The organism is Heyndrickxia coagulans 36D1 (assembly GCF_000169195.2).
GTDB lineage: Bacteria > Bacillota > Bacilli > Bacillales > Bacillaceae_C > Weizmannia > Weizmannia faecalis.
In genome coordinates, this window is record NC_016023.1 from 939,552 (window position 1) to 966,069 (window position 26,518).

24 protein-coding genes and 1 riboswitch are annotated in these 26,518 nt (G+C 40.8%); of the genes, 4 read left to right on the forward strand and 20 right to left on the reverse strand.

Annotated elements, in window-relative coordinates; translation table 11 throughout:
• Positions 1-157: 157 nt before the first annotated feature.
• From BCOA_RS21565 to BCOA_RS21620, 12 genes are all read right to left on the reverse strand, one after another.
• Complete coding sequence (locus tag BCOA_RS21565; RefSeq protein ID WP_080564909.1) at positions 158-1,252, reverse strand: endo-1,4-beta-xylanase; 1,095 nt, start codon at positions 1,250-1,252, stop codon at positions 158-160.
• 60 nt (positions 1,253-1,312) lie between these two features.
• Positions 1,313-2,494 carry a hypothetical protein gene (locus tag BCOA_RS21570; protein ID WP_187287744.1) on the reverse strand — a complete coding sequence of 394 codons (1,182 nt, stop codon included), beginning with the start codon at positions 2,492-2,494 and terminating at the stop codon, positions 1,313-1,315.
• Between the two features lie 288 nt (positions 2,495-2,782).
• Positions 2,783-4,186: an oligosaccharide flippase family protein gene (locus tag BCOA_RS21575; RefSeq protein ID WP_014096235.1), complete on the reverse strand. Its 1,404-nt coding sequence runs from the start codon at positions 4,184-4,186 to the stop codon at positions 2,783-2,785.
• Positions 4,187-4,669, reverse strand: a complete 483-nt coding sequence (gene pssE, locus BCOA_RS21580; RefSeq protein WP_014096236.1) for a PssE/Cps14G family polysaccharide biosynthesis glycosyltransferase — start codon at positions 4,667-4,669, stop codon at positions 4,187-4,189.
• A complete protein-coding gene (gene pssD, locus BCOA_RS21585) occupies positions 4,666-5,130 on the reverse strand; it encodes a PssD/Cps14F family polysaccharide biosynthesis glycosyltransferase (RefSeq protein WP_014096237.1) in 465 nt (154 codons plus the stop codon). Before pssD ends, pssE begins: the two co-directional genes overlap by 4 nt.
• A 14-nt stretch (positions 5,131-5,144) precedes the next feature.
• On the reverse strand, positions 5,145-6,341 hold the full coding sequence (locus tag BCOA_RS21590; RefSeq protein WP_014096238.1) for a polysaccharide pyruvyl transferase family protein: 1,197 nt from the start codon (positions 6,339-6,341) through the stop codon (positions 5,145-5,147).
• Positions 6,342-6,357: 16 nt separating this feature from the next.
• Positions 6,358-7,425 (reverse strand): glycosyltransferase family 4 protein, encoded by a 1,068-nt coding sequence (locus BCOA_RS21595; protein ID WP_014096239.1) that lies wholly within the window; start codon positions 7,423-7,425, stop codon positions 6,358-6,360.
• A 32-nt stretch (positions 7,426-7,457) separates the two neighbouring features.
• A complete protein-coding gene (locus BCOA_RS21600; protein WP_014096240.1) occupies positions 7,458-8,141 on the reverse strand; it encodes a sugar transferase in 684 nt (227 codons plus the stop codon).
• An 11-nt stretch (positions 8,142-8,152) separates the two neighbouring features.
• The gene (gene galU / locus BCOA_RS21605; RefSeq protein WP_014096241.1) at positions 8,153-9,049 is read right to left on the reverse strand and encodes a UTP--glucose-1-phosphate uridylyltransferase GalU; all 897 of its coding nucleotides are present in this window, start codon (positions 9,047-9,049) and stop codon (positions 8,153-8,155) included.
• Between the two features lie 319 nt (positions 9,050-9,368).
• Positions 9,369-10,133, reverse strand: coding sequence for a tyrosine-protein phosphatase (locus tag BCOA_RS21610; protein WP_014096242.1), 765 nt, complete (start codon positions 10,131-10,133; stop codon positions 9,369-9,371).
• A gap of 125 nt (positions 10,134-10,258) precedes the next feature.
• Positions 10,259-10,954: a CpsD/CapB family tyrosine-protein kinase gene (locus tag BCOA_RS21615; protein ID WP_041817930.1), complete on the reverse strand. Its 696-nt coding sequence runs from the start codon at positions 10,952-10,954 to the stop codon at positions 10,259-10,261.
• Positions 10,944-11,681 carry a YveK family protein gene (locus BCOA_RS21620; RefSeq protein ID WP_014096244.1) on the reverse strand — a complete coding sequence of 246 codons (738 nt, stop codon included), beginning with the start codon at positions 11,679-11,681 and terminating at the stop codon, positions 10,944-10,946. The genes BCOA_RS21615 and BCOA_RS21620 overlap by 11 nt, the downstream gene beginning before the upstream one ends.
• A gap of 293 nt (positions 11,682-11,974) precedes the next feature.
• Here BCOA_RS21620 and BCOA_RS21625 point away from each other — a divergent pair, with 293 nt between their 5' ends.
• On the forward strand, positions 11,975-12,787 hold the full coding sequence (locus BCOA_RS21625) for a hypothetical protein (RefSeq protein WP_014096245.1): 813 nt from the start codon (positions 11,975-11,977) through the stop codon (positions 12,785-12,787).
• A gap of 7 nt (positions 12,788-12,794) precedes the next feature.
• On the opposite strand, the gene BCOA_RS21630 is transcribed toward BCOA_RS21625, so the two are convergent.
• The gene (locus tag BCOA_RS21630) at positions 12,795-13,388 is read right to left on the reverse strand and encodes a sigma-70 family RNA polymerase sigma factor (protein ID WP_014096246.1); all 594 of its coding nucleotides are present in this window, start codon (positions 13,386-13,388) and stop codon (positions 12,795-12,797) included.
• Positions 13,389-13,677: 289 nt separating this feature from the next.
• On the opposite strand from BCOA_RS21630, the gene BCOA_RS21635 reads away from it, so the two are divergent.
• The 3 genes from BCOA_RS21635 to BCOA_RS21640 all read left to right on the forward strand — a co-directional run bounded on the left by BCOA_RS21635 (position 13,678) and on the right by BCOA_RS21640 (position 14,828).
• Positions 13,678-14,154, forward strand: a complete 477-nt coding sequence (locus BCOA_RS21635) for a competence protein ComK (protein WP_014096247.1) — start codon at positions 13,678-13,680, stop codon at positions 14,152-14,154.
• Positions 14,136-14,432 carry a hypothetical protein gene (locus BCOA_RS35010; protein ID WP_148261653.1) on the forward strand — a complete coding sequence of 99 codons (297 nt, stop codon included), beginning with the start codon at positions 14,136-14,138 and terminating at the stop codon, positions 14,430-14,432. Before BCOA_RS21635 ends, BCOA_RS35010 begins: the two co-directional genes overlap by 19 nt.
• A 210-nt stretch (positions 14,433-14,642) precedes the next feature.
• Positions 14,643-14,828 carry a CsbD family protein gene (locus BCOA_RS21640; protein ID WP_014096248.1) on the forward strand — a complete coding sequence of 62 codons (186 nt, stop codon included), beginning with the start codon at positions 14,643-14,645 and terminating at the stop codon, positions 14,826-14,828.
• 726 nt (positions 14,829-15,554) lie between these two features.
• Here the strand turns inward: BCOA_RS21640 and metH are convergent.
• The 7 genes from metH to BCOA_RS21680 all read right to left on the reverse strand — a co-directional run bounded on the left by metH (position 15,555) and on the right by BCOA_RS21680 (position 26,457).
• Positions 15,555-19,019, reverse strand: coding sequence for a methionine synthase (metH, locus tag BCOA_RS21645; protein ID WP_014096249.1), 3,465 nt, complete (start codon positions 19,017-19,019; stop codon positions 15,555-15,557).
• A 260-nt stretch (positions 19,020-19,279) separates the two neighbouring features.
• On the reverse strand, positions 19,280-21,115 hold the full coding sequence (locus tag BCOA_RS21650; RefSeq protein ID WP_035190412.1) for a bifunctional homocysteine S-methyltransferase/methylenetetrahydrofolate reductase: 1,836 nt from the start codon (positions 21,113-21,115) through the stop codon (positions 19,280-19,282).
• Between the two features lie 67 nt (positions 21,116-21,182).
• Positions 21,183-21,284, reverse strand: a riboswitch (SAM riboswitch).
• A gap of 41 nt (positions 21,285-21,325) precedes the next feature.
• Positions 21,326-21,952, reverse strand: coding sequence for a hypothetical protein (locus tag BCOA_RS21655; protein WP_014096251.1), 627 nt, complete (start codon positions 21,950-21,952; stop codon positions 21,326-21,328).
• A 66-nt stretch (positions 21,953-22,018) separates the two neighbouring features.
• Complete coding sequence (locus tag BCOA_RS21660; protein ID WP_014096252.1) at positions 22,019-22,978, reverse strand: LCP family protein; 960 nt, start codon at positions 22,976-22,978, stop codon at positions 22,019-22,021.
• Positions 22,979-23,653: 675 nt separating this feature from the next.
• The gene (locus BCOA_RS21665; RefSeq protein WP_014096253.1) at positions 23,654-24,253 is read right to left on the reverse strand and encodes a DedA family protein; all 600 of its coding nucleotides are present in this window, start codon (positions 24,251-24,253) and stop codon (positions 23,654-23,656) included.
• Positions 24,254-24,284: 31 nt separating this feature from the next.
• Positions 24,285-25,559 carry a VTT domain-containing protein gene (locus BCOA_RS21670; RefSeq protein ID WP_014096254.1) on the reverse strand — a complete coding sequence of 425 codons (1,275 nt, stop codon included), beginning with the start codon at positions 25,557-25,559 and terminating at the stop codon, positions 24,285-24,287.
• 715 nt (positions 25,560-26,274) lie between these two features.
• On the reverse strand, positions 26,275-26,457 hold the full coding sequence (locus tag BCOA_RS21680) for a hypothetical protein (RefSeq protein WP_014096255.1): 183 nt from the start codon (positions 26,455-26,457) through the stop codon (positions 26,275-26,277).
• Positions 26,458-26,518 lie beyond the last annotated feature (61 nt).

Genomic DNA, 26,518 nt, shown 5'->3' on the forward strand with positions numbered 1-26,518 from the left:
TATAGATTATAGTATAATTTTCCTTAAAATTTATAAATAACTTTTATTATATAAATAAAATGAACTTAAGTTTTTACATCAACCAAGCATCAAATTGAATGATTTCTACTTTTTCAGCAGAAAACAAAGTAGCAAAATTTAGTTCATTTAAAGTTTATTAATTTTTTTCCAAGGTTTTATAAATAGAAAAATATGCAGGCTTTGGTTGATAATTTTTATTTAATATTAAGGGTTTATTATCTTCTGGTAACCAAGAATACTTATCAACAACCCCCCACATTACAAATGCATTACAACTTTCATTTGATAAGCAGACATTTAATGTATTAGAATATATTTTCGCTTGTTTTCTAAGCGCTATTTTATTATTAAGTGTATTATTATTTATATTTTGTATCTTTACGTCAACTTCAGTAAATTCCACTCTAAAACCAGACTCCGAAAATCTCTTTATGTTTTCTGAAATACTTCTAAAATTGATTTTATCTTCTGTGGTTTTATGAAATTGAAATCCAATTCCATCGATTGGAACACCCTTTTCTTTTAACCTTTTTACTTCATTATAAATTTTTGTCGATTTTATATTAATACCTGCATAATTATAGTCATTGTAAAAAAGAAGGGCATTTGGATCGGCTTCATGAGCCCACTTATATGCAAATTCTATATATTCAGGGCCAATATGCCTTAACCAAAAATTATTTTTTAATGAACCATCCTCATTAAATGCTTCATTTACAACATCCCAAGCATAAATTTTACCTCTATAATGACCTACCACTTTTTTTATATGGTCTCTTAATATTAACTTTAATTCTTCATTAGAGTAATTATTTTTGGTGACCCAATTAGGTAAATGTTTATCCCATACAAGAGTATGTCCTCTTACCTTTATATCATTTTTTTTAGCAAATTGTATTATTTTATCTGAACGGTTAAAATTAAACTGATTTTCACTCGGATGTACACTGGAAAATTTCAAATCATTTTCTATAGTTATAATATTAAACTCCTTCTTTATCATTTTTCTGTAAAGATTATCCTTATAAAAAGGCACTGAACTAACAGAAGCACCCAATAACATATTATTTTTCTTAGCTAAGTCACGAAGAGGTAAAGTTTTACCGTTTTCTTGTTTATTAACCTGTATTCTAATAAATAGAATAGCAACAACAAGCATAAAGATTAAAATCAAAAATAGGAAAATGAATTTTCTACCTATTTTCTTTTTCAACATTTCTCCTCTATTCATATTAGCACACCAATATTATAATTGCTTAGTTTTATAAGTACCCCTTAAAAATCGGAACCTTCACTCTAGATGTGTTTTTTCTAGCATAAACGACGAAATTATGATTAAAATGCCTGTATAATTTAACCCTAAAGTAGCTTCTTGAAAAAAGGAAATTAAAAACACAGAAAAAATAATACCCGAAAATAAAATATAATTGAAGTTTATTTTGTTACCTTGATATGCTTTGTTTAATAGTTTCTTTATAAACCCTATAAAAAAAATAAAATATAATAATAAACCAGGATAACCAAGTTGATATATTAGTGATCCTATTAGACTCTCTGCTCCCATATCTGTTAAGTTCCAAGCTCTAATATTATGTGACATAGCATAATAAACTCCCCCTGAACCTATTCCGTTGCCTAGTGGGAAGTGTATTGAATTTATTAAAGGAGAAATAAAACCTGCAATATGAACACCAATACTTGAACGAAAACTTGAGCCCTCAATAAATAGAAATGCCAAAAAAATAAACGAAAGATAAATAAATAAAAATAGTTTAGGATTTAGTTTGAACTTGAATAAGAATATTAACCAAATGCTTACCAAAATAAGAATGCCTAAAGCTCCCTTACCAAATGTTAATATTAAACCCACAAATAGAAATAATCTTATAAATATTATATATTTCGACTTAAACAAAAACGAACAGCAAATAGAAACCAATATAAAATAACTTAAATTTATTGCGTCAAAGAAAAATGAAAACATGCGGTATAAATAGTAAGGTCCTAGGGAAGTTCGAAAATCAGGATAATCAGTATAAGCTGTGCCTTTTGCCTCCATAATGAAACCTATATTAAACCAATCTTTCCAAATATATAAATCATTATTTAGTATCAAGAAAAAAAAACCAACAGCAACTGCAAAGAATCCCATTAGGAGAACTAACCTTATGAAACTTTTTATTTTATAGTCATTACCTTTTATCGCCAAATACAAATAACGCCCTAAAAAATAAGAAACAAATAAAATTAAGAACTGTCTGGAATAATATAATTTATTTTCAACATTAATATCTGAAAAAAAGTAGCTCACAATTACCCACAACAAAAGTGGGAAAATTATTTTTTCATATTTATAAAGTTTGATTTTATATTTTAAAAATAAAAGGCCCAAAATTATTACTGCATAAATTTCTTTATATATCATAAGAAGCTTAATATTATATCCACTCGTTTGTACATTAAAAATGCTCATTCCAATACCTGCTAATATATTTTGAAAAGCAATTAAGAAAACTAAATGATAAAACAAATAAATTGGAGCATTATAATTTATAAATAAATAGGATATAAATAAGGAATAGATAACGAGAAAAGAAAAAGGTATTAATACATTACTTAAATTGGCTATTAATAAATATAACAAAACATGAGGCATTAATAAAATTAATAAATACAATACTAATAGCCTATCATATCGAACGTAATTGGAGTTTGTAATAAACTGCATTTTGCTTCTCCTTTTTTTATTAAATATCTTTTCTCATTTTTTATTTAATTTCAGTAAAAGTTTACTTACTATAACTAAAACTTCATTTTTATTTAATATAATCAGCATTGCAAATAACAATAGCTCAAGAAATATTTCAAAGGGTATACCCAAATAGAGTACTGTAATTTGGCAAGCTAAAATTACAAAAGAAGAAATCATTTTTCTATAATTTAATTTAATATCAACAAATTGTCTTGTGTCTATAATCCTGACAACCCAAATAATAAAGAAGCTTAGCATAGTAGATAATGAAGCTCCATTTATTCCTATCCACGGTATAAAAATGAAGTTACAAATAATATTTACAGTTGCACCCAATATAGATGTTTTAAATACCCCTCTTGTTTTTTTGGAAGCTATGTAATTAGTTCCCAGAAAGCTGGAATAACATGAAAACACTACGCCTATTAATAGCAATGGGATATACTTCCAAGAGGTATAAAAATTGCTGGCTACTAATAATTTTAATAACAATTTTAAAAACACCAATAATAAAGAAGTAGATATGATTAAAAATATTGAGTAGTATTTAAAAACATTTGAATAAAATTTTGAACGCTCTTTAGAGTTAGCTTCTTCTATTGCAGACATTTGCCACGCTTGGAAAAAAATTGAATTTAATACATTAAGTATACTTGGAATTTTATTAGCTACTGCATAAAGTCCATTTGCACTTAGTCCCAAATAAAATGTAACAATATATCTATCTGATAATCCCATTATCCACCACATTAACGCATTTGGTATCAGAGGGGTACTGTACAATAAAAGTTCCTTTGTTAGTTTTAAATTCATTTTACTTAATGAAATATATTTTGAAATCTTTGCACATATAAATATCACAGTTATACATAACACATTTGAAACTATAAATGATAAAAGATATCCTTTAATACCAAGACTTAAATTTACTAAGAAGATTAAATTAGAGATTAATAGTATAATTGAATTTAAAATACCGACGAAAGAATATAGCTTCACCAAACCAATTGCTCTAATAAACTGGTTAAATGTTGTATAAAATAATTGAAGTAATAAAATAATATAAAAATAACCCATTAAACCATCAAAAGGAAGAACCATTGAGAAAACCGGGTAAATTATAAAAGAACACAAAAAGCCACAACATATTACTACCAGTGAATTTGTTAATACCTCTTCTTTGTCATAGTTTCTATCCATACAAAATCTTAATACAGAATCAAATATACTTAGAGAAAAAATTGGTAAAATAAAATTCAATGTTGACGTCAATAAATCTACTAAGCCAAAATCGTTTTTTGAAAGATAATAAGTATATATTGGCACAAGAAAAAAAACGATTAATTTATTACCAAGATTACCAATAGCGAATATTATTGAGTTGTTTATTAGTTTATTATAACTATTCTTCATCTACTTCTCCTGGTTGATAAACTTTTTAATATCATTAATCAATAAAGTAGGTTCAGAAAAGTACTGTTCCTTTTTAAAGTTTTTTGATTCATTAATTTTATCGAACAAATGTTCTATTTCCCATGACACAGTAATATAATTTTTTGACTCAAATACTTTACAAATTTCAATTTGATGATCATCAATATGTTCGTTGAATTCTTTTAATCTTGGAACTGTTACTACTGGCTTGTCTAGTTTGAGGCCTTGTATTATACTACTAGTTCCTCCATGAGTTATTAACAAGTCACATTTCTGCATTAAACGACTTATTTTTTCTTGACTAATCATTTTATATGATTGGAAATTTTGTGGTATATAATCACTATATCCTATCTGCGCTATTATTTTGTCCTTAATATAATTATTTTCAACAAGTCGATCTAACTCTTTAAATAAACGATTAAATTGAAATCGTTGAGTACCTACTGTTACAAAAATCAATATAGTCTCCCCTTAAACTCTGCTTTTTTATGATAATAGTTTAAAAGCTCCTCCCACTGAACATAAAACTTATCTGCAAAGTAATACAATATTTTCCCAGTTAATGTTGGAGAGGAAATTTTTGCGAAACTCTCAATATATATAAGTTTACTTCCTAATAATTTACCTAAAATACAAAAAGGAATTACTGCTCCTGCACCTGTTGAAATAATAAAACGTGGACGTAGTTTTAATAAATAGAAAAAAGACAATATAACATTTACAAGAAATATTATAGGAAAGAACATATTACTCCTTTCCTGCTGTTTTAAATAGAATATTTTATAATTTTGATTTCTGAATTTTGTAGTTTCGTTTTTCTCAGTTATTAGTGCAATTTGTTCATTTTTAAAATCCTTCATTAATACTTTTAATTGAGCTAAATGTCCACCTGTAGAACTGATAAAACATATATCTACCATCTGTTTCATCTCACTTAATACAAGTTATTTATATATTTGGATGGTTCTTGTGCTTTAATTATTATTTTAGGTATTATTAGATTTAGTTTATTTATAATTGAAGTTTTATTTTTAATACACAAATCAACCTTTTCTATTAAAGAATCAGGTGTTATTTCATTTATATCAATTACATACTCATATAACTCCAACATTTTCATAATACCTTTTGTTTTATGTTCATAGTTAATTGCGACTGTTGGGATTTTATTTGATAAAGAGAAAATATTTGAATGCATCCTAGTTCCTATAAATAAATCCATTTTAGAATACAAATATTTTATCTCTCTAGGATGAAAGTCATAGTCTAAAAGAATAAGGTTTTTTGAACCACAGAGCATCTTTATTTCATTACTTATTATTCTATCATCATTAAAACTATTTGGTCCTAGAACTTGTGGAATCAATAATATACTTGCATTATATTGTTCTTCAAGGTACTTTATGGTTTCTACAATACTGCATATATAATTTTTCCTGTGCTCTTTCTTGTTTGTTACTTCTGGAAAATCCCAATCTCTAACGGTAACACCAATAAGTGGGCCTATACTTTTAACATTTAGATTAGCTAAAGTATTATCTACAAAATCGCTTTTTTTCATGTCCATACTAAACGCTGAATCTGGAACAATAGCTACAGATTTGTTGGAAACACCTATTTTTTCTAACCATTTCAACGAGATATCTTCTCTTACAAAAATTTTTGTTACTTTATTTAATACCTTCTTTGTCAGTTTCTGCATTAAATTATTATAAAACGGACCAATAGATTGTGCATATATTATTACTGGTTTGTTATAATCGATAGCTAACTTTATTTGAAAAAGATGTTGTAAAAGAGCGTAGCTAAATCTATGGCATAAAAGATATCCACCGCCACAACTTAATACTACATCAGCCCATTTATAATCATTATCTCTATGGTAATTTTTTATATTTAAATAAAATAATAATTTTAAGGTATATAGTATTTTATAGAAAGATTTTTTTGTGTAGAAAGAAGTTTTAAGCACTTCTTCTCCATAAATATTAGCATCTAACTCCGGAAATCTACTTTTTATTTTTATTTTACAATCTGGAAATTCTTTTTTTAAAGAATCAATCATAGATAAAACTATTCCAGCATCTCCTTTATTCTTTGAAGAGTGAGCGTTTATGATTAATATATTCATAATTAAACCTCTCTGTTTATTTTCTGGATAATGTTTCCTCAATTAGTTTAATTAAACTGCTTACTTCATTTTCTAAATTATATTTTTCTTTAACTTTTTTAATGTTTTCTATCCCAATCTTCTTTCTTAATGAATGATCCTTTATTAATTTTTCTAAACAATTGGCTAAAGACTCCACTTCACCCGGGTGTACTAAGTAGCCGTTTTCAGGTACAGTTACTACCTCGGGAATTCCTCCCACATAAGTACTTACTATTGATAACCCATAATTCATTGCTTCTAAAATTGCCATGGGTAACCCCTCATTATATGAGGGTAATACCAGTATGTCAGCTTTAGAAAGTAACTCTATCTTTTTTTCTTTCCCTATCCAACCAAGAAATTCCGTATTATTTTTCACACCTAAAGTATCAGCATACTTTTTTACCTGCTCTACCTCTCCATCTCCTGCCAATATAAAGTTTGAGTAAACACCTTTAGTTTTTAAAATTGATATAGCTTTAATTAAATCATATGTTCCTTTTCTCTCTCCTAACCTACCTAAAAATAAGCAGATAGGGTCATCGTTACATTTATTATATTTATAATCAATAAAATTAACCCCATTATATATTATTTCTATTTTTTCTTTTGGAACAATATTTGAAAAGAATTTTTTCCAGTAATCTGATAACACAATAACTTTTTCACAAATTTTTAAAATATAAGTAGAAAATTTCCTTTGAAAATAATTTAACTCATTGTAAAAAACTTCAAATTTCGACCCGTGCACATGCATAAAAACAGGAACTCTAAAAAGATTTGCAATAAGAATAATCAAAGCTTTTCGATAAAAACTACCTTTGTATGATACATGCACATAAATTAAATCGGGTTTATTAAATAAGACATTTGCTAAAAATTTTATTAATGATTTTAAATAAAAAATCACTTGATTAATTCTATTGGAATTGATGTAAGTCGCTAAATGTTGGAGTTCATAATAATTGTTAAGTTTTGAATTTAGCAGATTATTGATTACAGTTACAATTCCTCCTTTATCTTTTAAAGAAGAACCTACTATTAAGACCTTTTTCTTTCCCATTTTTTTCTCCTTTATAAAGGCAAGCCTAAAATTTAATAAGCATCATTAGGTTTAAAAATTATTTTTATCGTTTTAAAAATTATTTTAAGATCAAAAAGTATTGTTCTAGTTTTTATGTAAACTAGATCTAGTTCAACCATTTCTTTGAATTTAAGGCTGTTTCTCCCACTCACTTGCCATAGCCCCGTGCAGCCCGGCTTTACTAGTAATCGCTGTTTGTCATACTCTGTATACTCTACTACTTCTCGCGGTAAAGGAGGCCTTGGGCCAACCAAACTCATATCACCCCTAAATACGTTCCATAATTGAGGCAACTCATCTATACTTGTCTTACGAATCAATTTACCTACTTTTGTTATTCTTGGATCTTCTTTTAATTTGAACATTGCGCCATCTATTTCATTAAATTTCAGAAGTTCTTTTAAATGCTCTTCCGCATCTGAAACCATGGATCGAAACTTATACATGTAAAACTTTTTACCATTTTTGCCGACTCTTATCTGCTTAAAAAAAACAGTACCTTTTGGATCATCAATTTTTATAAGAATGGCCACAATAAGAAATAGCCAAGACAAACATATAAGTCCACAGACAGCTCCGATTATATCCATCAAGCGTTTAACTACGGTGTAAGTTTTTTTTTCATGGATTATAATTACTTTTCTAGAAGAAGAAGATTTTACAAGCGAACTGGAAGCATAACCTGATTCAGCCATATTAACTCCCCCTAATTTACTTCAATAACATTAGCATTTGCTTTTTCTACAATCCTTTTCATAACTTTTAATAAATCCCGACTAATTGTTTCATCTTTCAAGGCCATCTCGATTTGAGATTGAATAAACCCAAGCTTTTCCCCAACATCATACCTTTTGCCCTCAAAGCGATAAGCAAATACCCGTTGAATTTGATTTAATTGTTGAATCGCATCAGTCAGTTGAATCTCCCCGCCAGCACCTTTTTCTTGCCTATCCAAAAACATAAATATCTCTGGAGTCAGCAGGTACCGGCCAATAATGGCAAGATTAGAAGGTGCCGTCCCCTGTTCTGGTTTCTCAACAAACTTTTCTACTTGATAACTACGTCCATTTTGTGATGCAGGGGCAATGATCCCATAACGGTAGGTTTCTTCTTCTGGCACTTCCTGCACACCGATAATCGAGGAATGTGTGAGTTCATATTGATCAATGAGTTGTTTTAAACATGGCGGGTCATTCTGCACGATATCATCACCAAGCAGAACAGCAAATGGCTCGTCCCCAATAAAATTACGTGCACACCAAACAGCATGTCCCAAACCAAGAGGCTCTTTCTGTCGGATATAGTGGATATTGGCTAAATTGGAAGAATAGCGGACTTTATCTAAGAGGTCGAACTTCCCTTTTTCAGCAAGGTTTTGTTCGAGTTCCCAAGCGTTGTCGAAATGGTCTTCAATTGCGCGTTTTCCTTTTCCGGTTACAATGATGATGTCTTCGATGCCGGATTCAACGGCTTCTTCGACTATGTATTGGATCGTAGGCTTGTCCACAATTGGCAACATTTCTTTCGGCATCGCTTTTGTTGCAGGCAAAAACCGTGTTCCGAGGCCTGCAGCCGGGATAATTGCCTTTCTCACTTTTTTCACGTAAATTCCTCCTTATTCTAATTGATTTTTAAGATTTGCGCAGTACGATAAAAACAATCGATGTTTGTTCTTCCAGCATTCGGGTATAAAAATAAATGATCGGGCATCTAACCCGCCCTCACACCACACTCTTGACGACAGGCGTCTAAGGTGCACACACACCCACAGCATGGCCGAGTGCCTCGCACGATAACGGATGAGAGACATACCCGAAAATAGCTGTTCCAAAATCAAGCAACGCTGGATAAAACTGTTTCCCAAAAACAGCGGAGCAGCCCCCATAGCTTCATTCATATACCCGGAATACCAAAAAAGCCGATTAAAACAAACCAAACAGTTTCTTTTGTTTTACCGGCTGCGGAATTTCTCTGTAGATGGCTTGGCCTTTGGCAAGCAGTTCAGCGTTTTCCGTAAAGAAATAGAGCATATCTGTGCCGTATTTCTTTTCGAGTTCATCCGTTGCTTCATCCAATTTAAAAGCACGGGTTTTCACATTATGGGCATCTGATGCAAGAAAATGGGCGAGATTTGCTTCAATCAGCTGTTCGGTGAATTTTTTAATCTTTTTCCCGAAAGCGCCTGTTAAGCTTGCAGCCGTAATTTGGGTCGCCACACCATTATTCACCATTTCATACAGCCGGTCCGGATGCTGGATCAGCTCTGCGTTCCTTTCCGGATGCACGATAATGGGCATCAGGCCCTTCACTTGTATCTCGTATAAAAGGGTTTCCGCATAGCGCGGCACATGCCCCGAGGGGAACTCGATAAAGAGGTAAGAAGTGCCGGCCAACGTTTGAATTTCTCCTTTTTCGTAGTCTTCCAAAATTTCGCCATAAATCCGGTTTTCCTGCCCTGGCAGAATCTCCAGATCAATTTGTTCTTCTTTCAATCTTTCATTCAATTCATTTACTTTTTGAACGATTTCTGTTTTGCGGTTTTCATATTTTCCATTCATATGATGAGGGGTAGCAATAATCTGCTTGATCCCCTGGGAGACGGCTTGTTTTGCCATATCAAGGCTGTCGTATATCGTTTGCGCACCGTCGTCAATGCCTGGTAAAATATGGCAATGGATATCCATCATCCCGAACCCCTCCAAACCTGTCAAGAAATGAAATTTCGTTTCAATTAAAATCAAACCCTATACAAAATTATAGCGAATTTTTACCATTTTTCAATAGTTATTGGAAAACTTACGTGCAAATGGTGTCAATCTTTTCCGTAATAGTAATAATAATGCGTGTTTTGGGTTTTCTTGTTGTTCAGGACAACGCCAAGCAGATTGGCATTGGCAGATTCCAGCAATTCTTTTGCCTTTTTGACAGCTTCCACTTCCGCTTTCCCGCTTGAGACGACAAGAATCGTGCCATCACACTGGTTGGTCAGCACCTGCGCATCGGTGACAGCCAAAACCGGTGGTGTATCGAGTAAAATAATATCGTATTGTTCTTTTGCTTCCTTAAAAAATTCCTTCATTGCCTTTGAGCTTAACAGTTCTGCCGGGTTTGGCGGAATCGGGCCGCTTGTTAAAACATGCAAATGGTCCACATCGGTTTTGACCGCCGTTTCCTCGAGTGTACCCTGTTTTGTCAGCACGGTTGTTAAACCAAATGTATTCGTCATCCCGAACGTATAATGGACAGTCGGGCGGCGTAAATCGGCATCGACAAGGAGGACCCTTTTCCCTTGTTGGGCAAAGACAACAGCGAGGTTGCCGACAATCGTCGATTTCCCTTCTCCAGGCCCGCTTGAGGTAACCATCAGAAGTTGCAGGTCATTGTCAACGGAAGAAAAACTGATATTTGTACGGATTGTCCGGAACTGTTCGGAAATCGGTGACTTTGGATTTAGCTTTGCGATTAATTTTCTTCTCGTGTTCAACAGCTTTGTTTTTTTAGGCGCCAACCGTCTCAACCTTTCCTTTTGTTTTTTTTCCTGCACGGTGCAAACCATTCAGTTCCTGATCATCAATCTGCCCGATCACGCCGAGGACAGGCAATTGCAAAATTTGTTCAACATCTTGCTCATCTTTAATCGTATTGTCGAGGTATTCAAGCAGAAAGGCAATCCCGACACCCGCCATCAGGCCGACCACAAGCGCAATTGCAATATTTAAAAGCGGTTTCGGGCTGACAGGTCCCCCGGGCACTTGTGCTTTTGAAATGACAGTCACATTGTCGACTTTCATAATGTTTTTGACTTCTTTTTTGAACACTTCCCCGATTTTGTTGGCAATTTTGGTTGCCATATACGGGTTTGTATCTTTTACTGTCAAAGTAAAGACTTGTGAATTTTGCTCCGTGCTGACTTCAATTTTGCTGTTCAGTTCGTCTGTTGTCATGTTGAGTTTCAGTTCGTCAATCACTTTATCTAAGATTGATGGGCTTTTAATAATCACATTATATGTATTGACCAGCTGAACATTTGTTTGTACGGCATTAGTGGTATACATCGTTTGGTCATCGCTTGCTTTATTGACAAGGATTTGTGTCGAAGATTCATAGACAGGCGTCATCACAAAATAGGTCACAATGGCCGTCACAATCATCGCCCCCAGTGTAATCAGCGCGATCATGGAAAGCCGTTTGCGCAGCACCTGCATCAATTCTTTTAAACTAATTGTGTCTTCCATAAGTTCCTCCCTTTAGATCTGCAGCACAAATGCGAAATAGATAGAAAACTATCATACATTATATCATAGATCATCCCGAAATTTGCGGGAAACTGAAATAAATTTAAACAATTTGTTACACTTTGTATTAAACCACAATATTTTGCAGAAAGAAACCGGTTAGATAATCTTCCTGTATTTACCTTTGGCGGATTTTCTTTCAATTTTGGTTGTGTAATTTGTCTTTTTTTGTCATAATTTTTTATAGGTTTGCACGGGCGTTTCATAAGTGATGATGAGCGGAGGTATGATGTATGAAAATATTCACGGCGATTTTGTCGGCTGTTGTCGTCATTGCCGTATTGGTAGTTGGGCATCTGTACTGGGGGTATAAAACGGATCCAAGCCGGTTCAAGCCGGATTCTGTAGCAGTAAAAGCGGAAAAGGCAAAGGCAGAACCGGCCACGGGGAAAAAGCGGTCGGTAAACAAAGCGGACCAGCCGGAGACTTCCCTAGTGGCTTACACGAAAAACTGGCCGAAAAAAGCCCGCGCGGATTTTGAAAACGCACTTTCCAAGGAGCGGGCCTACAAAATTGCGATTGTCGGTTCGGATGCGATGGGGGCGAATACGCATGGCTGGGGGCCGCAGTTGAAACAGGCATTGCAAGATGCTTACGGCAGCTATGTGTCGGTTTCCCTCTTTGCCTATCATTTAAATTCCGACGAGTTTATCCGTGAAGGCAAGTATAAAGACGTCGCCCATTTCAAACCGGATCTCATTTTGTTTGAGCCGTTTATTTTAATCAACAACGGAGCTGTGGCGATGGACAATCAGCTTGATGATATCAAAACGGCCGCTGCTGCCTGGGATGATGCCGTGCTGATGATTCAGCCGTCATACCCGCTCTACAAGGCAGCGAATTATCCGGCACAGGTGAAAGAGCTTGCGTCGTACGCAAAAAAAGAAGGTTACACATACCTGGATCATTGGAAAAACTGGCCGGACCCGGACAGTGACGCATTCAAATCGTATGTCACCTTTCAAAATGGCGAACAAACCGCCCCAAGCAACAAGGGCACAAAAGCATGGTATGACTACTTGCGCAAGTTTTTCATCGCAGAGTGAGGAAGCATCAACGCTTCCTCTCTTTTTGTTCCATATTCTTTCTGATTTTCTCAAGGGCTTGTCTCCGCCATTTTTTTACCGCCTCGACGGATTTGCCTTCGCGAAATGCGATTTCACCTTGTTTCAATTGTTCATAAAAAGTAGCCACTACCCATTTTTTCTCTTTTTCCGTAAGGCCGTCGCAATACGACAGCAATGTTTCAAGCTCAAGCGGGGGACGAAGCGACTCGTCCACTTCAACATTCCAAAACCCCTCTTTCGGAAATGCAAACATTTCTTCCTCCCTCCGCCTTTTCGTGAGTTCGGTCAGCATTTTCCCGCGGATCGTGTTGTACGCATAACTTGTGAATGACCCTTTGTCGTCCTGCCTGTTCTGATACGCTTCCCACAGCGCAATCATACCGATCTGTTCGAACTCATCGATGTTTTTGTAAATGCGGAGTTTGCGGATCATATGAAAAATCATCGGCCGGTATTGCCTGAGCACTTCTTCAAAATTTTCCACTTTGCTTCCCCTTTTGGAAAGCGCGCTTTCCTTGAATTCCCGGGTTGATTGTAAAATAACAGGTTCAAAGGAAGAGGGCGAACCGGCGATCGTCATTTTTTGGTTTCCAAAACATCCTGTTTTCCGCGGGAAAATTTGATATTTTTTAAGGTAAAACGTGAAATTTTGGCCAAGATTTACATGGATTAAAAATAATAACAAAATTGTAAATTCATGCTTTATTTTTTAGAAATTTATAGTATAATAGGACTATAAAAATCAATGATATCCCTCTTCTTTTGGGGAAGGATACTTTGATGGCAGCAAGACATGGCACCCCTGGCAATTCTGCCCCTGAAAGTGAAGCGGGAGGGAAAGCACAAATTAACATGAGGGGGTATTTTTTGTGACAGAAAAAATTGACTACCTAATCAGGAAAGAAACGATGGCGCTGGATACCGCATTTGATCCGGAATATCAAACAGTCATTTATGATCAGGACGGCGTTTTTCGCTCACGGAAGAGCAAGCTTGAATTATTACGGGACGCTTGCATCCATTACCGGATGTGCGATTTTGAAGGCGTTCTCAAGGGAACAAAACAAATTTTTAACTTTAATAAGGCACCGATTGTGGTGGGGGATGGTTTGATTGCAACACCGACAAAATCCCCGAGATCGTATGACTGCCAGTTCATTTTCCTGGCAAACATAATAGACTTTGATGCCACGGCGGACGGCCTTTATGTTACTTTTTCCAATCAGCAGCAGCTGAAACTGAACTGCTCCGTGCATACATTTCAGAAACAATTCAGCCGCACGATTATTTGTGCCAGCTATTACCATGGCCTCGGCAAATACATACCATGGAAGAAAATGATCTAGGGGCTGTTTTCAGGTGCTTTGAGAACGGGCGTGCAATCGTTGAAATTGGGCGTTACGCCGAACGCACATCCACTCTGCAACACCATCCAACCTATATACGCATGCGTTTCCTCATTCCAATTTTGGAGCGAGACGGAGATGATGCGCATGCGTTCCCTTTACCCACCGATTACCCACGCTCCACAAAATATCACAGCTCTGTTGCCTGCTTTTTGCAAATGGATATCGCCTTGTTGCAATCTTTTTATATTGAACTCTATCTCTTTCTCCTGTTGTAATAGGTGTATTTTTGGTTGTGGCGGTGCCCCTATTTGATTTGGTTTTGGCCCTTTATTTTTTTGCTTTTGGACGTGATAGGTCAAATTTTGCGCAAATGATCTGCGCCGGTCGGATAACTAGCCTGTCCATTTATTTCTTTTGCATTTTTCGTTTATCGGCCTGTGATCAGGGAATAGGAAAGATGAACAATATGAATGGGAGGAATGAAAATGGATCAAGACTCCATGAAGGACAAGCTCAAAGGAAAAGGGAACAAATTGAAAGGCGAAGCAAAAGATACGTGGGGTGAAATCACCGGCGATGCGGAAAAACAAGCTGAAGGCAAAATGGACAAATTGAAAGGCGAGGCCCAAGACTCTGTCGGTGATGCAAAAGACCGTCTCTCCCGTAAGTAAGCCATTTGCTCTTGGTAAGATGCTGGAAGGCAATGGAGCTTTTGGACTTCCATAGGCTAATATCAGAACAGGATGAAACGGTTCAATGCGGATTTTCCACTCATGCCGTAAAGGATACGGCATGAGTGGAAGAATGAAAATTAGCCGCAGTCGCCGCACATTTTTAGATAGATGGATGTAAAGCCCGGATTTCGGTATTCGGGCTTTTTTATATGGGTATTTCCGTGGAAATATTGCTGGTTTTGTCGAGATGAATCGTATCTTGTCATCTTGTCATGCCACCAAAAACGTCAATATTCGCAGCCATTGGGAATGTTAAGTTATGCAAGGATGATGACAGCACTGGCCGAATTTGAGATGTACAGGTTTTATTCAGCCGGCGTTGATTTAGCGTAGACGTTCAATGCCACAGGGAACGTGGTAGGTGAAAGCATGGCGTTATTTTATATAGAAAGAAAGCGGGTCAAGCATGTTCGTACGTCTATTCTTCTATCATATCGAAGAAGGGCTTGCTGGCAAGTGGAATTTGTTCAAAAAATCCTGTTCAACATGCACAGTTTTCAGTGGAATGTTTCCCGTGGAACATTGAGGGCGGAACAGAAAAATCGGGTTAGCGCAGATTTTGTCGAATCATTTGGTTTTTTGTAAAAAGCAACATGGCACTGGACTCTGAAAAAGTCGTAAATGGTTTAAAAAACCGAAGCGGGCCAGGGCCCGCTTCGGGAGTTATACCGCAAAATATCTTGCCTCAGGATGGGAGAATACAAGCGCGGTGACGGCGGCTTCGGGTTCCATCATGTAGCCTTCGGTCAAGTGGAGGCCGATTTTTTGCGGTTGCAACAATTTAAACAGTTTGGCCTGGTCTTCGAGGTTCGGGCAGGCCGGGTAGCCGAAAGAGTAGCGCTGGCCCTGGTATTTGGCGGCAAAGCGTTGCTGCATTGTGAAATCAGCCGGGTCCGGGAAGCCCCATTGGCCGCGTATCAGTTCATGCAGTCGCTCGGCGAAACCTTCTGCCGTTTCGAGGGCAAGCGCCTGGAGAGCATGACTTTTGAAATATTCGCCCGCTTCTTTCAAATAGCGTGCATGATGGCGGATGTTTTTGCCGGCGACGACCGCGAACATGCAGACATAATCTACGACCCCGCTGTCCACGCTCCGGACATAATCGGCAAGGCACAAATACGGCGGCTTTGCCTGGCGCGGGAACGTAAATCGCTCTAGGACGGATAAAGATTTCAGATCTAATGTACCAGGCTCTCCAGCTGGTTCATAAACAATCAAAGTATTCCCATCCGACTGGGCAGGGAAAAACTGGTATACAGCGGAGGGCTGAAGCAATTTTTCTTTCATCACCCATTCGCGCAGTTCATCCACCTGCTGTTTCAACTTGAGGGCGCGTTCGTCTCCCTCCGCAAGCAGCTTTTCGACGCGGCCTTTCAATCCTAAATGGTGGCCGAGGAGCATTTGCATGTTCACGTAGGGCTCGATATGGGCAAGCGGATAATTGCGCAGCACATGCCGCTTCAAATCCGCCGGCTGGTAAACGAGCGCATCCGGGGATACCGAAGAACGGCGCGGTAAAGTCGCAACCGGTGCTCCGCCGGCATTCACGGCCGCCACCCTTGTCCCGCCGCTGCGCTGGTTGGCAAGTTCCGTTTCGAGCGAGCTTCGTTCCGATTCATCCTGCAATTTGTTCGCAAGCGTGAGGCCCTCCATTGCGTCTTTTGCATACAGCACAAGCCCTTCATATTGCGGAGCGATTTTATTTACCGTGAATTTCCGCGACAGGGCTGCACCGCCGACCAGTATCGGCTGACGGATGCCCGCTTCCCGCAAATCCTGGGCAGTGACGACCATTTGCTGGGCGGATTTGACAAGGAGGCCGGATAGCCCGATTACATCCGGTTTCTCTTTACGGACGGCGTGGATAAGATCAGCCGGCGCCACTTTGATGCCAAGGTCGACCACTTTATAGCCATTATTTGACAAAATGATGTCGACCAGATTTTTGCCGATATCATGGACGTCGCCTTTCACGGTTGCGAGCAGCACTTTCCCTTTTGTGCTTGTTTCATTTTTTTCCATAAAAGGCTCAAGGAATGCGACGGATGCTTTCATCACTTCCGCACTCTGCAAGACTTCTGCGACGATGAGCTGGTTGTCGTTAAACAGGCGGCCGACTTCCGCCATCCCGTCCATAAGCGGGCCGTTGATAATGGCGAGCGGATCCGGGTATTCCTTCAAAGCCTGTTCAAGATCCGGGATGAGGCCTTCTTTCGTCCCTTCGACAACGTAATTCGCAAGCCGTTCGGCAAGCGTCATCGTGCTCTTTGGCGCTTTTTTCTCCTGCACCTTGCCGCGGTAATATTCGGTGAACGCGGCAAGGGCTTCGTCACTCGTTTCAAACAACAGTTTTTCGGCCATTTTCACGTTCTCTTCCGGGATGGACGCAAAGCGTTCGAGTTTTTCTGTGTTCACGATGGCGTAATCCAGCCCGGCTTTCGTACAGTGGTAGAGAAACACTGAGTTTAGCACTTCACGCCCGGCAGGTGGCAGCCCGAATGAAACATTGCTGACGCCGAGGATCGTCTGGCATTCCGGCATCGCTTCTTTGATGAGGCGGATGCCTTCGACTGTTTCTTTTGCTGCGCCAAAATACTGCTTGTCGCCAGTGCCAGCCGGGAACACGAGCGGGTCAAAAATGAGATCACGCGGGTTGAGCCCGTACGTATCGACGAGCAGGTCATAAGAGCGGCGCGCTATCTCAAGTTTCCGTTCGGCAGTGACAGCCATCCCCTCTTCATCGATCGTGCCGACGACAACGGCACCCCCGTATTTTTTGAGGAGCGGCACGACTTTTTCAAACCGTTCCGTCCCGTTTTCAAGGTTAATGGAATTGACAATGCTTTTTCCTTGGCAGTATGTAAAAGCTTTTTCGATCACATTTTCGTCCGTGGAATCGATCATAAACGGCACTTTCACTTTTTTCACGGCGATCGAAATAAAATTTTCCATGTCACTGATTTCATCGCGATCCGGGTCGGCGAGGCAGATGTCGATGATCTGTGCGCCGTTTTTGACCTGGGTACGGGCAATTTCGCTCGCTTCTTCCCATTTGCCTTCCGCGATCAGGCGCCGGAACTTGCGCGAACCGATGACGTTTGTGCGTTCGCCGACAAAAATCGGGCGGGTGGACGGGTCATCGTAAATAAAGGGTTCGATGCCGGAGACGGCGTGGTGCTCTTGTTTTGCAGGCTGGCGCGGCGGGAGCCCGGCAAGTGCTTCATTCAGTGCTTTGATATGGGCAGGTGTTGTGCCGCAGCAGCCGCCTGCGATGTTGAGCCAGCCTTTTTCGGCGAAGCCTTTCATTTTGACAGCGAGCGATTCCGGTGTTTCGTGGTAATGCCCTTCTTCGTCGGGAAGCCCGGCGTTCGGGTAACAGCTCACTGCCGTTTTGGCGAGCCCCGCGAGTGTGCGGATCGAGTCGGCCATGAACTCCGGGCCGGTCGCGCAGTTAAGCCCGACTGCGGCCGGCTGCATATGCTCGACGGAAATGTAAAATGCTTCGATGTTCTGGCCGGCAAGCGTTGTGCCCATCGGTTCAATGGTGCCGGAGATGAGAAGCGGCAGTTTTTTTCCGGTTTCGTTAAATGCGTCCGTAATGCCAAGAAAAGCGGCTTTGACGTTCAGCAAGTCCTGCGATGTTTCGAGAAGGAGCACGTCGACGCCGCCTTTTATGAGCCCGCAAGCCTGTTCCTGGTAAGCGGTTTTGAGCGCGTCAAAAGTAGTGCCGCCCGTGACGGAGAGCGTCTTTGTTGTCGGGCCCATCGAACCGGCGACAAACCGCGGCCGCTCGGGTGTGGAAAATTTTTTGGCAGCCTGCTTGGCGATGCGCGCAGCTTCGATGTTGATTTTTTCGGCAAAGTGCCCAAGGCCGTACTCGTTAAGGACGATGGACGTTGCGCCAAATGTGTTCGTTTCGATGATGTCGGCCCCCGCTTCGAGATATGCTTCATGGATCGAGCGGATTAGATCGGGCGCTGTGAGATTCAAGTATTCATTGCAGCCTTCGTATGCTTCGCCGCCAAAATCTGCCGCTGTGAGGTGTTGCTGCTGGATCATCGTGCCCATCGCCCCGTCGAGAATGAGAATGCGGTTCGCAAGCTGCTGTTCAAATAACGTTTGCCCCATGAAAAATTCCCCCTTTGGTTGTACGTTTGGTATTGAGATTGCGGCGTACGGCAGCATTTGGTGCCTGGTTGGGCCGCGTTCCGGATGCTGGCGGCACCGGTGCCACTTTTGATTGAGTTTAAAGTGCATGCATCTCGCCGGGGCTGAAGCCGGCCAAGGTTTCGTTTTGCCTTCTTGAGCTCTTTTCTTAATCTTGCAATTGGACAGTGCTATCAAAGTTTCACTTTAATGAATCCGCCTGTACTTTTTTCGTTGCAGTCTCAGACAATGCCTGCGCCTTGCACTGCTGTTTTTTCGTGGATATAGCGCGTGCATTCCACCGTCAGTTCGTAGCGTTCGAGCGGCGTAATTAAGTAAATGCCGTTGAAATAGCCGAGGGCCGCGTCGATCAGGGTACGGCTGATCGCAAGGCTTTCTTCACGCGCTTTCGCAGGGTCGCCATTTGTTTTTTCCATCGCCGCCAAAATTTCATCCGTCAGTTTGATGCCCGGCACTTCATTGTGCAGAAAGACCGCGTTCCGGTAGCTGGTAAGCGGCATAATGCCAAGATAGATCGGCGCGTCCAAATGCTTCGTTGCTTCATGGATTTGCTCGATTTTTTCCGTGCTGAACACAGGCTGGGTGATAAAATAATCGGCACCGTGGCGGATTTTGCGCTCCAACCTCCCGACCGTTTTATCAAGATTGCGGACGTTCGGGTTAAATGCAGCCGCGACGGAAAAATTCGTTTTCCTGTGAAGCGATTTGCCGGAATGGGAAATGCCATCATTGAATTGCTTGATCATTGCGATCAGTTCCATGGATGACAAATCGTATACGCTCGTCGCTCCCGGGAAGTCGCCGATTTTTGTCGGATCCCCCGTGATGGCAAGCACCTGGTCAATCCCGAGCGCAGCAAGGCCCATTAAGTGCGACTGCAGCCCGATCAAATTACGATCACGGCATGTAATATGAACAAGCGGCCGGATGCCATGTTTCTCTTTTAAAATTGAAGCAATCGCTGTGTTGCTGATGCGCGGGCTTGCAAGCGAGTTGTCGGCCATTGTCAAGGCATCGATGCCGGCGTCGTGCAGCGCTTTTGCCCCTTCAAAAAAGCGGGCCGTGTTCAGAGTTTTCGGCGTATCCAATTCGACAATGACAGAGCGGCGCTTTTTTACGATTTCATGCAACGGTGGTTCGTGCTGCGCCGGGGCGGCTGCGATTTCAATTTTCGGTGGGCGGACCGTTTTTTCTGTGACAGGCAAAAGCCCCTGCACCCCGTCTGCGATTGCTTTGATGTGAGCTGGGGTCGTGCCGCAGCAGCCGCCGATCAGGCGCACACCCTGTTCGACCAGTTTTTCGGCGCATGTTTTAAAATAATCGGCGTTATTTGTGAACGTGAACCGGCCTTCCTCGTAATCTAAAAGACTCGCATTCGGGTATGCGGACAAAAAGGCACGCTTCGGTATCGGGATTTCTTCGAACGCCTGGATCATGTGGTGCGGGCCGAGCCGGCAGTTTAGGCCGGTCACATCAGCGCCGCGGTTTTCAAGTTCCTTGAAAGCATCGCGGACCGGGGTTCCGTTTTGGAGCACGCCCGGTTCGATAAGCGAGAACTGGGCGATGACCGGGACATCCGCTTCTTTTTTCGCAATGTCTACGACCGTATACAGTTCTTCCGCGTCAAAATACGTTTCCAAAAGCAGGGCATCAACTCCTTCGTTCAGGAGGTGAAAAATCTGCTCGCGGAACGTACGCTTGATTTCGGCAAGTGTTGCTTCGGTTTTGCGCTGGCCGCGGATGCCGCCGACCGTGCCGAGTATAAATGTGTCACGGTTTGCCGCTTCTTTTGCGATCTGGACAGCCGCTTTGTTGATATCTTTTACTTTTTCTTCCAGGCCATACTGTGCCAGCTTGATATAGTTGGCGCTGTACGTGTTTGTCTGGATGACCGATGCGCCTGCTTCGATATAGGCGCGGTGGATCGCGTGGATGTCTTCCGGATGGGTCAGGTTGAATGACTCATAACATGTGTCGGCGCCGTATGCATATAGCAGTGTCCCCATTGCCCCGTCTGCAACAAGGATGCGGTTTTTTAACGTTTCGAGAAGGTTCAAATTTTTACACTCCCTTTGAATGATATGAAAAAAGCCTCCCAGAAAAGGAGGCAAGATGACAACATTCTCCTTATCTTTTCAGGTATACCTGTTGGATTTAGCACCGTGCCGTATGGGCTGGTTGCTGAGGTTTCATCGGGCCAAGTCCCTCCGCCTCTCTTGATAAGGCTATTCGATTGAACGTACTTAAAATTTTGACTTATTTATACTTTACACTTTGTCGGGTGACATGACAAGGGGGAAATTGAAATTCATATTGGATGCGGTTTCGTCCCTTTTGTCTAATTGGCTTTCTTTTGTCTTTTTGAACTCTCCAAAAGGACAATTCGCCCCCGATCCGGCTCTCTTTTGTCTTTTTGAGCCATTCAAAAAGACAATTTGCTCTTGGTCCGGCTTTCTTTTGTCTTTTTGAACTCTCCAAAAGGACAATTCGCCCCTGATCCGGCTCTCTTTTGTCTTTTTGAGCCCTCCAAAAGGACAATTTGCTCCCGGTACGGCTCTCTTTTGTCTTTTTGAGCCATTCAAAAAGACAATTTGCTCTTGGTCCGGCTTTCTTTTGTCTTTTTGAACTCTCCAAAAGGACAATTCGCCCCCGATCCGGCTCTCTTTTGTCTTTTTGAGCCATTCAAAAAGACAATTTGCTCTTGGTCCGGCTTTCTTTTGTCTTTTTGAACTCTCCAAAAGGACAATTCGCCCCCGATCCGGCTCTCTTTTGTCTTTTTGAGCCCTCCAAAAGGACAATTCGCCCCTGATCCGACTCTCTTTTGTCTTTTTGAGCCATTCAAAAAGACAATTTGCTCTTGGTCCGGCTCTCTTTTGTCTTTTTGAGCTCTCCAAAAAGACAATTTGCTCCCGGTACGGCTTTCTGTCTGCAACAAAAAAAAGAGCCGGAACCGGCCCCTGTTATTCATCCAAAAACTGTTTGATGGCTTCTATATTTTTTTCTTTGTCCACTTCGAGTGCGGCGCCGACGCCCGGATAGCTGACATTGGTATAGGTGCCGGCAACCGGTACGGTCATTGTTTTTACCTTGAGGTTGCCTCCGACGGCGTCTTTGGCGAGTGCAAGAATGTTCATTTTGCTCATGTTGGTGGCAATATACGGCTGGATGGTTCCGAGCAGTTTCGGTGCTTTGGCGATACCGTTCACGCTGAAAACTTCGGATTGGAGCGCTTTAAGCACTTTTTGCTGGCGGGCAACCCGGCCAAAGTCGCCTTGTGCGTCATGTCTGAATCGTGCGTAGGCGAGCAATTGTTTCCCATGCATCAGCTGTTTTCCAGGATAAAGCGTCAAGCCGATGTTTTCCGACATTTTATGTTCCACGTTCATTTCAATGCCTTGAGGCGCCAGGGTATCGACAATTTTAACAAAACCTTGGAAATCGACAAGTGCATAATATTGCACATCAATGTCAAAATTGGTTTTGAGTGTTTGACGCAGCAATTCAACACCCTTTTTTTGATTCTTCAGATTGCCAAGATAATAGGCTGTGTTTATTTTATAGTTTCTATACCCCGGGATTTCGGCATAAATGTCACGCATAATCGAAATGAGCTTCACCTGGTTATTCTTCGGGTCATATTGGGCAATCATGATGGTATCGGTTCTTGAATCTTCTTGCCCGCGCCGATCAATTCCGAGAAGGAGAATATTGGTGCGGCCATTTGCATCCTTTTTACCGTTAAATTCCAGATTGTCCATATTTAAGACATCATTCGGGTCTGTCTGATGAACGCCAGCGTAGTATTGATAGGCTGTGTAACCCGCGCCGGCGACGATGAGCAGTAAAAAGAGCATAAGGAACACTCTGCGCCAGCGGACTCTTGACCGTTTTTTCTTTTTTTTCGCTACTCTTGACTCCATAGAATCCCTCGTTTTAGTAGTCTGTCTTCATTATTATTATCTAAAAGCGGCAATTTGTCACGAAAATTTTGATGAAATTTTGTTATTTTTGTCGAGATCATAATTTGTGGGGAATTTCACATAACTTTCATGCAAAGTTAAGGCGTTTTTTATTTTCCAGCGGTATATTGATGTTTGTCATCAGGTAAGAGCTTTTGTTGGTTCGTCTGCTTTGTGCAGGCGTTTTTTTATAGCCGGGAGATGTGGGGTTTTAAGCATTTTTTAAGTTTCGGCAGGTATGCTTTTCTTTGCAAGAGAGATTACAACCTACTTTTTCATATGTCCCCTTTTTCGGCCGCCGCCCTTGAGCAGGCGATTTTTTCTGGGGGTAGTGGGCAAGCCTGCCTCTTTTTCTGAATCTCGGCCTATTAAGATTGTTTTAAGCTTCCGGCGTTATCCTTTTTCTTGTAATCAGGCAGATGCAAGTCCGGCTTGCTTTTTCATCCATGTTAACCCTCTTTTTTGGCCGTCTGCTTTGTGCAGGCGGTTTTTTTGGTTAAGGATTTTGAACAATTATAGCAGCTAATCCCCTCTGTATCTTTGATTTAGTGGGAGTTAGCCGCTCTTGGGATCCGAACCGCACTGTTTCCATTCTTCCCTCATCTATGGAAAAAGCCCGGCCCCCTAAATAGAGGGTCAGGCTTTTTTTTTCTTGCGGTACATCGAGTAAGCGATATAAAGCACAATGATGATGATCGCGATAATGGTAACCGGCTTGACATAAGGAGCCGCGACGTCATCAATTTGTGCCCAGTTTGATGCGAGACGTTCACCGAGAAAGATAAACAGCACCGCCCACGGAATGGTCGCAAGCAGCGTGAAAAAAATGAACTTGAAATACGACATTTTGGCAATGCCGGCCGGGATCGAAATGGCCTGGCGGATGACCGGGATGAATCGGCCCGTAAAAATAACACCGGCGCCGTACTTGTTGAACCATTCTTCCGCGACATCGAGATGCCTTTCGTGAATCAGCAAATATTTGCCGTACTTTAGCAAGAACGGGCGCCCACCGTATGCACCGATCCAGTATAAAATCAGTTGGGCAATCAAAATGCCAAGTGTGCCCGCTGCAATGGCGCCGAAATAATTGATCTCTCCCCGGGAAATTAAATAGCCGGCATAGGCAAGGACAATCTCGCTCGGGATAATCTCAATCGCAAGCCCGATCGCAACACCGAAGTAACCCAGATCAGCGAGTGCTGTTAAAATTTGTGTGACAAAGTCTGAGAACATGTTTCCCCTCCAACATTTGCTTTCTTATCCATCATATCATACGGAAAATTTCCAGCAATAAAATATTTAAGCCAAGCCAGACGCCGCCGAATACGTAACCGCCCGCAATGTTGCTCGGGATTTCAAGGCCGAAATAAATATGGCTGACAGCTGCGAACAACAGAACAGCTAAAAGAAGTACATCCATAAACGTATGGACCCAAAACATCTCAGCGTGCCGGACAACGAGATATGTAAAATAGCCGTAAATGATCAGAATCATCATCGCCTGGTCGCTCGGAAATGAGAAGACAAAGTGGGAAAACGTCGGAATTTCCGTTTCCGACATCCGGTGGAACACTTCATGCAGCACATTTTGATACAGTTCCCCGCCGATTGTAACAAGCAGCATAATCAAAAATTCGTGCGTGCGATCTTTGCCTTTCCAAATGATCCAAAGAACCGTCAACACCATGACGAGAATGAGCGCCTGCCGCGAGCTGAGCGCCAGCATCCCTTTCATGACGCCTGCCCAATGGTGTTTGAACAAAAGCGATACGATTAAAGAGGTCACCTCGTTAAAGTCACTGAAATCTTCGCTGAAAAGGTTTTGAATCATTGTGATCATTAACACAATCAAAAACAATGTCACCAGCGTGGTGCCGATGATCACAAACTCGGCGCGGACCCGGCTGCGGAAAATCATGAAAACGCGCCGGAGCACCGCCATCATCGCCCAGAAAATCTGCTTATGGAAATAGCGGAACACATAATACGCGATGATTAAACCGGCGCTTACAATACCGCCTATGACGAGATATTTTTTGACCGCTTCGTGAAACTGCTCCCACTGCGGGCCAAGCAGCTTCCCGAGGGAAATAAACGTGCTTGTCCAAATCAAAGCGCCGGAATAGGCAAAAGTGGCAAATGACCGGAATGGCAGTTTCGTAATTCCGGAAAAATAGCCGGTGATGTGGCGGACACCTGGTATAAAATACGCGACGATAAGCAATTTATTCCCATATTTATTAAACCAGCGCGATGTTTTTTCAAGCTGGGACGGGCCGAGATGGATAAAATGGCCGTATTTATGTAAAAACGGGCCGCCGAGCCGCTGCCCGATAAAATAGGCCGTTGTCATGCCGACAGATGTACCGGTGGCGGCAATGAGAATGCTCAAGATCCAGTTGAGCTGCCCCTGGTGCACCATATAACCGGCATAGCTCATCAGCACTTCGCCTGGAAGCGGAACTGCAATCATTTCGAGCAAAAGTGCCAAAAGCAGCACAATATATCCATATTGATCGACGTATGATGTCACTGACATTTGTATCCCTCTCTTAAACGGCGTCAATAAAAACGACCGCTTTTGTTTGCATAAAGTTCACTCTTCTTACAGCCATTTTCGGGCATGAGGATGGGTTTGTCAAAAAGGTTAAAACTTGATATTTGTCAATTTTATGATAGGCACTTTGCAGGGAACCATCCAGGTTTAAAACCAGCTTCTTTCCCGGACCCAGCGTGTTCCCGCACCCGTTTTTCGTTAAGTTAAGAATCACGTTTTCTGCTTTCGGCTGCTGTATAAGTTGAACTAAACATTCCTACTTCTGTATGTGTAGCCATCGTAATTGATTTTAACGCGAAAAATTTAGGTTCATTTTATATATTCACCAGGCTTTGGGGAGTTTTTTACATGAGGCTTATTGTTTCGGTTTCCGTATTTTGCCAGGGAACATTCAAGATTCAGTATTTATTTTACCCGCTTTCGGCCATGATACTTCACCCGTCTCCGTATGGTTTTTACACCTGTAAATTTTATTTGAGATTTGGAAGGTTCACGACTTCCCTGTTGTGATGGCCCAGGGAAAATTTTACAGTTGTGGGTGAACGGGGATTAGAAGAGGGCGTGAATGATCAAGTCCATTTTAACGGATTTATGAAAGAAGTCTCCCATCCTCATGGCCAAAGAGCAGGTGGGAGATCATTTCAAGCATTCGCCTGACTGAATCGCAATGGTAACTACGCCCAATCACTGTCTGCCTTTAGGCTTGTGTGCCGGATTGCCTGTTTCCGCTGCGATTTGATTGCTGAAAATTTGAGAGCCATTTTTCCACGTTTCCATAAAACTTGTTCAAGGCATCTGCCGCTTTTTCACGGTTTTCTTTTGATTTGAAGTATTGGTAGCCGGCAAAGCCTACTGCTGTATAGAAAAGTAATTTTTTCACCTTAAAAACCTCCCTTTCTTTACTCCCTTTATTTTATATGAAAATTCAATGGATTGGAAGA